The sequence below is a fragment of the Cytophagia bacterium CHB2 genome, assembly GCA_030263535.1.
Classification (GTDB): domain Bacteria; phylum Zhuqueibacterota; class Zhuqueibacteria; order Zhuqueibacterales; family Zhuqueibacteraceae; genus Coneutiohabitans.
Genome location: SZPB01000357.1, coordinates 1 through 6,674, shown reverse-complemented (window position 1 = coordinate 6,674; position 6,674 = coordinate 1). Strand labels below are relative to the sequence as shown.

The 6,674-nt window shown below is 53.8% G+C and carries 11 protein-coding genes; all 11 read right to left on the bottom strand.

Annotation, left to right across the window (positions count from 1 at the left end):
• Positions 1 to 136, bottom strand: a 136-nt coding sequence (locus tag FBQ85_24605) for a metal-dependent hydrolase (GenBank protein MDL1878313.1), incomplete at its 3' end; no start/stop codon positions are given.
• 65 nt (positions 137 to 201) lie between these two features.
• Positions 202 to 831, bottom strand: coding sequence for a GTP cyclohydrolase I FolE (gene folE / locus FBQ85_24600; protein ID MDL1878312.1), 630 nt, complete (start codon positions 829 to 831; stop codon positions 202 to 204).
• Between the two features lie 269 nt (positions 832 to 1,100).
• Entirely contained in the window at positions 1,101 to 2,069 is a 969-nt protein-coding gene (locus FBQ85_24595; GenBank protein ID MDL1878311.1) for a TIGR01212 family radical SAM protein, read from the bottom strand.
• Between the two features lie 4 nt (positions 2,070 to 2,073).
• Entirely contained in the window at positions 2,074 to 2,598 is a 525-nt protein-coding gene (locus tag FBQ85_24590; GenBank protein ID MDL1878310.1) for a DJ-1/PfpI family protein, read from the bottom strand.
• Positions 2,599 to 2,704: 106 nt separating this feature from the next.
• Positions 2,705 to 3,010, bottom strand: a complete 306-nt coding sequence (locus FBQ85_24585; protein MDL1878309.1) for an MTH1187 family thiamine-binding protein — start codon at positions 3,008 to 3,010, stop codon at positions 2,705 to 2,707.
• Positions 3,007 to 3,477, bottom strand: coding sequence for a molybdenum cofactor biosynthesis protein MoaE (locus FBQ85_24580; GenBank protein MDL1878308.1), 471 nt, complete (start codon positions 3,475 to 3,477; stop codon positions 3,007 to 3,009). Before FBQ85_24580 ends, FBQ85_24585 begins: the two co-directional genes overlap by 4 nt.
• On the bottom strand, positions 3,458 to 4,441 hold the full coding sequence (locus FBQ85_24575) for a hypothetical protein (GenBank protein MDL1878307.1): 984 nt from the start codon (positions 4,439 to 4,441) through the stop codon (positions 3,458 to 3,460). Before FBQ85_24575 ends, FBQ85_24580 begins: the two co-directional genes overlap by 20 nt.
• Positions 4,442 to 4,492: 51 nt before the next feature.
• On the bottom strand, positions 4,493 to 4,828 hold the full coding sequence (locus FBQ85_24570) for a MoaD/ThiS family protein (GenBank protein MDL1878306.1): 336 nt from the start codon (positions 4,826 to 4,828) through the stop codon (positions 4,493 to 4,495).
• The gene (locus FBQ85_24565) at positions 4,735 to 5,154 is read right to left on the bottom strand and encodes a hypothetical protein (GenBank protein ID MDL1878305.1); all 420 of its coding nucleotides are present in this window, start codon (positions 5,152 to 5,154) and stop codon (positions 4,735 to 4,737) included. The genes FBQ85_24570 and FBQ85_24565 overlap by 94 nt, the downstream gene beginning before the upstream one ends.
• Before the next feature lie 7 nt (positions 5,155 to 5,161).
• Entirely contained in the window at positions 5,162 to 5,866 is a 705-nt protein-coding gene (locus tag FBQ85_24560; GenBank protein MDL1878304.1) for an ATP-dependent protease, read from the bottom strand.
• Positions 5,867 to 5,908: 42 nt separating this feature from the next.
• A partial coding sequence (locus FBQ85_24555) for a 4Fe-4S dicluster domain-containing protein (GenBank protein ID MDL1878303.1) occupies positions 5,909 to 6,674 on the bottom strand: 766 nt, incomplete at its 5' end.

Sequence of the window (6,674 nt, the reverse complement as noted above, 5' to 3'; positions counted from 1 at the left end):
CGAGAATGAAATCGCATTTAATTTGATCGGCGGCGAGCGGCGCTTGCGGATTGCCGGTGATGAAAGGATCGATCACAAGCCGATGGGTGCTGGTTTCGAGCAGGAAACAGGAATGGCCCCAAAAGGTTAGCTTCATGATTCACCTCCTTATCAGTTTGAATCTAACGCCCGGGCAAGCATCCTCGCATGCCCGTCAAACGTTTAACTCATCTGGCGGTGGCTGATGAGCTGCATGAACTCTTCCCGGCAGGCGCGATCTTCATGAAAAATGCCGAGCAAAGCGCTGTTCGTCACCACCGTATTTTGCTTTTGAATGCCGCGCATCATCATGCACAAATGGCGCGCTTCGGTCACCACCGCAACCCCGGCCGGTTGCAACACCTCCATCAGCATCGTGGCAATTTCGTTCGTCATGCGTTCCTGCACTTGCAGGCGCCGCGCAAAGACTTCCACAATGCGCGGAATCTTGCTCAGGCCAACAACTTTGCCGTTCGGAATGTAGGCGACATGGCAACGTCCGTAAAACGGCAACAAATGGTGTTCACACAGGCTGTAGAAATCAATGTCTTTCACGATCACCATTTCGTTGTAACGTTCGTCAAACAGCGCGCCATTGAGAATGGTTTGCACATCGCTATGATATCCGGCCGTCAAAAATGAGAAGGCATCTGCCACGCGCTTGGGGGTGCGTAACAATCCCTGGCGTTCAGGATTTTCGCCCAGCAATTCGAGCAGCTCTTGCACCAATGCCACCATACGGGCATGCCCGTGCCGGTCAGCAAGGCTGCCGGTGGCGGGATCAAAGGGTTGCTCGGCTTCGTTCTCGGCCATAGTCAATATCGGGCGCGCCGCTGATTTTCTCTCACGACTCGCGCCCGTCAGCGTTTGGCCGTTATGGTCATTATCCGGCTTTGATTTTGACATATCCTCTTCTCTATGGTTGGGCTTCATTTTGCGTCGTTGGGCGGGAAGGCGCCTCCTGCTCGACCGGAAAGACGATTGCGAGAATCACAAGAATCGCGAGCAGAGCAAGTGTGAGCAACGCCAGGTGCCGCCGAATGGTTTTACGTTTATGGTCATCCATGTCAACAAGAGCTTCGTCAAATTTCCTGGGCCGCCAGCGTTTGTTGCGGGGCCGCGGTTTTCAGCAAGCGCCCTTGATGCGTCGCGCGCCGGCGCATCTCGTTCTCAATGCCCTGAATGATTTCCGCGCGCGAAAGATACCAGCGCGGCGCGATCAACAAATCCCGCGGCGCGTCGCCGTATAAACGTTCAATAATAATCTCAGGCGCAAGGCGTTCGAGAAATCGAATCACCAAATCAACCCATTCATCATATGAAAAAACGTGAAAGGGTTGCTGCTGATATTGCCGCGCCAATTCCGTGTGCTTGACGATGTGCAAATTGTGAATCTTGAGAATATCGATGCTCATCGCATTGATCGCCTCGGCCATCGCGAGCCAGTGCTCCAGGGTTTCATTCGGAAAGCCGAGAATGACGTGCGCCGTCACCGGCAAACCGAAATCCTGTGCGCGGCGAATTGCAGTTTCCGTGCAGGCAAAATCATGGCCGCGATTGATCAGGCGCAGCGTTTCATCATAAATCGATTCCAGGCCGAATTCGAGATTGACGTGGGTCTCTTGCGCGAGACACGCGAGCATGTCGAATTTCTCGTCATCAACGCAATCCGGGCGCGTGCCGATCGCGAGTCCCACCACCTCGGGATGTTGCAGCGCATCGCGAAACAGCCGTTCAAGATGATCCACCGGCGCATAGGTGTTGCTATACGGCTGGAAATAAACGATGAATTTTTCCGCGGCAAAACGCTTCTTCAAAAACGCGATGCCTGATTGAATTTGATCGCTGACAGAATACTTCGGCCGCGCGCTCTCCGGAGTAAAGCTTACGATGTTGCAATAGGTGCAGCCGCCACGGCCGGCCGTGCCGTCGCGATTCGGGCAGGTGAATCCCGCATGCACACTGACTTTGTGCACGCGCCCGCCGAATTTTTGCTGCACATAGCGGCCGTAAGCATTGTAAAGCGGGGGCGGCAATCGCGTATTGGTCATGGCACTAATTTTTGGAAAACGCTTTCACCAATTCTTCTGCGAACAGCGTGGTGGCATAGGCGCCTTCACCGGTCAGAATATTGCCGTCGCGTTCGACTTTTTGACCGGTGTAATCTGCGCCATAGTTGATCAGCTTTTCAAAAATCGATATATGGCCCGTGACTTTTTTGCCCTTTAAAAGGCCGGCCACGCCCAGCGCCACCGGCGCACGGTCAATCGCGGCGATAGTCTTGCCGTCACGGTGATGCGCGCGCAGAATCTCATGGGTTTTGGAATCATGCCAAAACTGGCTCGCACCATGCCCGCCGATCAACACCACGCCGGCATATTCCTCCGGTTTCACGGCGTCAATCAACAAGTCGGGATTCACAAGGCCGCCGTTGCTGCCTTTGGCGTTTGACGCCACGGTGGAGGCCACAATGATCTTCACGCCCTTTTTCTCCAAAGCCTCCCGCGAGGCTTCATATTCTTCTTGACGATATGCCGTCGCCGGCAACAAAAACAAAACTGCCCGGCCGTTCACGCTCATCTCTTGCTTCCTCCTCCGATCATCACTGGTGGTCTGTTCGCAAAAGTGGATTCTTTAAGCATTCTTTGCAACGCCCAAGCTGAGGCTGGAATCTCTGCCCGCAGGGTTATTTGCGCACCTGGAATCCCAACAGTTTTTCCACAGATGCAATTTTATCCTCCGGCATTTTTTTTCCCGCTTTCACATCGTCGATCTTAATGCGCGTCATGACGCGGTCGGATTTCTGCCGCACGGCTTCATGGCATTGACGCACCACTGCCATTACCGGCTCCCAATCGCCGATCAACAGCGTTCCCATCGGCGTCAAGCGATACTCGATGCCGCTGGCATGCACGATTTTTACCGCTTCAGCAATGTATTTGCTGAGATGTGCATCCTTGCCGAGCGGCAGAATGCTGATCTCGACCATCATACCCTTACTTCCTTCCGTTGATGATTAGAATGATGAACTTCTGAAGCGACGCCGTGCGCCTGGCAACCTTCAACCCAAAAACTGCCGTCGGGGCGGTATTCTTTCTTCCAAATCGGCACGGCATGCTTGATTGTGTCAATGGCAAAGCGGCATGCGGCAAACGCATCAGCACGATGCGCGCACGCGGCTACGATCGCGACGCTCACCTCGCCGATTTCCATACGGCCAAAGCGATGCGCGATCGCAAGCTTGCGCACCGGCCAGCGCTGGGCGGTTTCCTCCGCAATTTTTTCCATTTGGCGCAATGCCATGGCTTCATACGCTTCGTATTCGAGGGCAATGACGTTTTGCCCGTTGGAATGATTGCGAACGCGCCCGAGAAAAACCACCACGCCGCCGCTGCCTTCGTCGTCGGCATATGAAAGAAGCTCTGCCACGTCAATCGGTTTATTCGTCAACTTGATCATGGTTCTCGTTCAAAAGTTCGCGCAACTCCTGCCAATCCTTGATTTCCAGAAAGCGTACCAGAACGTCGTGAATCCGTTCCACATCATTGCTTGAGCGGATAGCGGCTTCAACATCCGGGGGGATGGCGCCAAAACGTTTTGACAGAAGCACCAAGAGCATGTCTCTTTCTGCTTCGAGCCTGCCTTCGAGTCTGCCTTCGAGCTTGCCCTCAAACTTGCCTTCTTCCCAACCTTGTTTTTTCAAAATACTGGTGATCATTTCAACCTCCTGATCTTCTTTGCGCCCATGTTTGTAAGCGCGAAAAGTTTCCCATTGCGACGCTTCCAAGTTAAAATAGTGCAGCACAAAATCAAGATATTTGCTGCGGCGCAAGCCCCGGACGGGATCGACCAAATCCAGCACGCCTTTCAAAGCGCTGTCCAGCACTTCGATCCAATCACGCCGGGAGTAGTGCATGAACGGCAGTAACAAGCGCGCGACGATATTGGCGCTGTTGAGATATTTTTTTGCCGGCAGCGCTCGAAGAAAAACGGTTTCATAGGTAAAATAATGATAGCGCTTGCCCATGAAGGAGCTTTTGGTCTCACGCCGGACGGTTTTGCTGGCAACCGGGGCATTGGGGAAATAGACGATGGGGATGACGTCGCATTCGTATTGTTCTTCAAGATGGCTGACATAGCGCGCCAGGTGATGAATCGAAAATTTGTGCGCATCGTGCTGATGTTCCACCAAAAAGATGAAGGCCAGTTGTTCGTACTTCGCCAGCAACGGCACGTCCATTCGCCGGTAAGAATCCGAAAAATAAGTTTTGATCGTTTCCTCCCGTATCGCCTCGATCTCCGGCTCATGCCGGAAGAAATTCACACTTTTGGGCAGCGCAAACGTAATCGCAGCCCAGGGATTCTCGACAAAGATCGTTTTGAAATTCTGATCGTGCGATTGTTCCGGATCAAATGCTGCCATTTCCCCTCCTTTGCGCTCATTGCAGTTTTTTCAAGGAACAATGTTTGATTTTCAGCCGCCGCTGACCGGCGGGAGCAGCGCCAGTTCCTTCACTTGCTGCAGCGAAACATCCGCCGGCACAAACTCGCCGTCAACGGCAAATGAAATCGACGGGAGATGCGGCGCCAACTTGGGAAATTGCAGCGCCAGCCTTTCCGCGATTTGAAACGGCGTCGCGGACTCCGGCGCTTCAATCTCAAGCTCGCGCGCGCCCACGGCATCACGCAAGCTCGCAAAGAGTTGTACAGTGATTTTCATGTCGCCGTTTTGGAATACTTCAGCGCGGTGAGATGATTGAATCCTTGATGCTCGGGGTTTTCCGCAAAGCCGCGATAGATCGCGCGGCATTGATAGCAAATCGTGACGGTGGGCAGCAAATAATAAAGCGCAAAATCGATGGCAGTGGCGATGAAAAGGCTGAGAAATTTTGTATGATAGCTAAAGATCACACCAATCGCGAAGATGATAATACCCAATCGCGGGTTGAAATCCTTTTGCAAATAAAAACGCTGATTGCCGCATACCGCGCATTGCTGGACTTGCTGCGATTGCCGGCTGTGCTCGGTAAAATTCAACGCGATCGGCTTTGCACACTTCTGGCAAATCAGTTGCTGGACATCTGAGGCCGCCTTGTTTTCGGCGCGGCAATGCGGACAGAGAAATTCGACATTCATGTTCGGCTCAATTGTATTCAGGATCTTCGGGGACAAAACGCATATTCAGCACGATGCGGCGCAGTTTTTCAGCGTAATTCAAGCGATCATCAACAATGCCCTGCACCAGGTCCAGCCGCCGCTCGACCGCCGTCGTTTCCAAAAGCTGCTGCTTGTGCTGCACGGGAATGTCAAGTATCGCCGCGACTTGATTGACGATCATTTCAAGCGAAGCATTGCGATCCCAGCGTTCTTCGTTAACGTCGAGTCCCAATACTTGATTGAAATACGTAAAGAATCTTTCGAGCAGGTGATCGCGCGCACGCAATTGCTCGTGGGTTTCGCGCCGCGAGGGCGCATCATCGAGAACGTTGACCAGCGCGGTGTGATAGGGTTTTTCCTTCACAAACTTTACGATCTCGAAACGGTTGAGGCCATGCAGCAGAATATTGAAGCGACCTTGCGGCAGTTTTTCGTAAGCTTCAATGCGGCCCATGCAGCCGACGTTGTACAGCAAGGGCAAACCCGGCATTTCGGGTTGCCCGCCCTCTTTCAACAGAATCATGCCGATCTGCCGTTCGTTTTCCAAAACATCTGTCACCATCTGTTTATAGCGCGGTTCGAAGATGTGCAGCGGCAAAAAAACTTTCGGAAAAAAAACAACATTCGGCAGCGGAAAAATGGGGATTAGAGTCGTCGCCATGACAAGCCTCACATTCGTGGCGCGGTGCATTCGGCCAAGCCGGACACGACATATTGCCGGCAAGGTTTCATCTTAAACAAACTCGTGCGGAAACGCAACGTTTTCCTGCTCGCGTTTTTCTTCTTCAGCAGTCTGCAAGCGCTGCGCCGCCCAACGCGCCGTTTCAGCCAGCATCGGATCAGAATGATCCATAAACCTCTTCACGATTTCCAGAAACGCCCTCTCACCGCTGTTGCCGAGCGCCACGAGAACGTTGCGCATAAAACCACGCCATTTCGCGCGTTTGACCGGAGAATTCTTAAAGCGTTGGCGAAAATCTTCCTCGCTCAACTCTGCCAGCTCAGAGAGCCGCGGCGCCACGGCATTCGGGCGGGGCAAAAACTCCGGCGTCTCCGTCACGGCTGCTTTGCGATTCCACGGACACACGTCCTGGCAAATATCGCAACCAAAAAGATGATTGCCCAGCGGGGCGCGTAATTCATCCGGAATAACGCCGCGCAGCTCGATGGTCAAATAGGAAATGCAGCGGCTCGCATCCAGCACATATGGCGCAACGAAAGCATCCGTCGGGCAGGCGTCGAGGCAGTAGCCGCAGCGGATGCAGGGATGGACCTTCGCGTGCGTCGCCCGCGCCTCTTCTTCCGAGAAGTCGACGACCCCCGAGGTCCCCTTGGTGATCGGGATCTCGAGCCGCGAGGCCGCCTGCCCCATCATCGGGCCGCCCAGAAAGACTCGATTCAATCGGCTCTCGTCGACGCCGACCGTCTCGAGCAGGAAGCGCAGCGGCGTGCCGATCGGCACCCGGTAGTTGCCCTTCTTCACCACCGCCGGGCCGGTG

What these genes read in the sequence shown, in the direction of transcription:
- folE (MDL1878312.1), bottom strand. Translation starts at nt 831, where the DNA reads ATGGCCGAGAACGAAGCCGAGCAACCCTTTGATCCCGCCACCGGCAGC.
- FBQ85_24595 (MDL1878311.1), bottom strand. Translation starts at nt 2,069, where the DNA reads ATGACCAATACGCGATTGCCGCCCCCGCTTTACAATGCTTACGGCCGC.
- FBQ85_24590 (MDL1878310.1), bottom strand. Translation starts at nt 2,598, where the DNA reads ATGAGCGTGAACGGCCGGGCAGTTTTGTTTTTGTTGCCGGCGACGGCA.
- FBQ85_24585 (MDL1878309.1), bottom strand. Translation starts at nt 3,010, where the DNA reads ATGATGGTCGAGATCAGCATTCTGCCGCTCGGCAAGGATGCACATCTC.
- FBQ85_24580 (MDL1878308.1), bottom strand. Translation starts at nt 3,477, where the DNA reads ATGATCAAGTTGACGAATAAACCGATTGACGTGGCAGAGCTTCTTTCA.
- FBQ85_24575 (MDL1878307.1), bottom strand. Translation starts at nt 4,441, where the DNA reads ATGGCAGCATTTGATCCGGAACAATCGCACGATCAGAATTTCAAAACG.
- FBQ85_24570 (MDL1878306.1), bottom strand. Translation starts at nt 4,828, where the DNA reads ATGCCGCGCGATCTATCGCGGCTTTGCGGAAAACCCCGAGCATCAAGG.
- FBQ85_24565 (MDL1878305.1), bottom strand. Translation starts at nt 5,154, where the DNA reads ATGAATGTCGAATTTCTCTGTCCGCATTGCCGCGCCGAAAACAAGGCG.
- FBQ85_24560 (MDL1878304.1), bottom strand. Translation starts at nt 5,866, where the DNA reads ATGCACCGCGCCACGAATGTGAGGCTTGTCATGGCGACGACTCTAATC.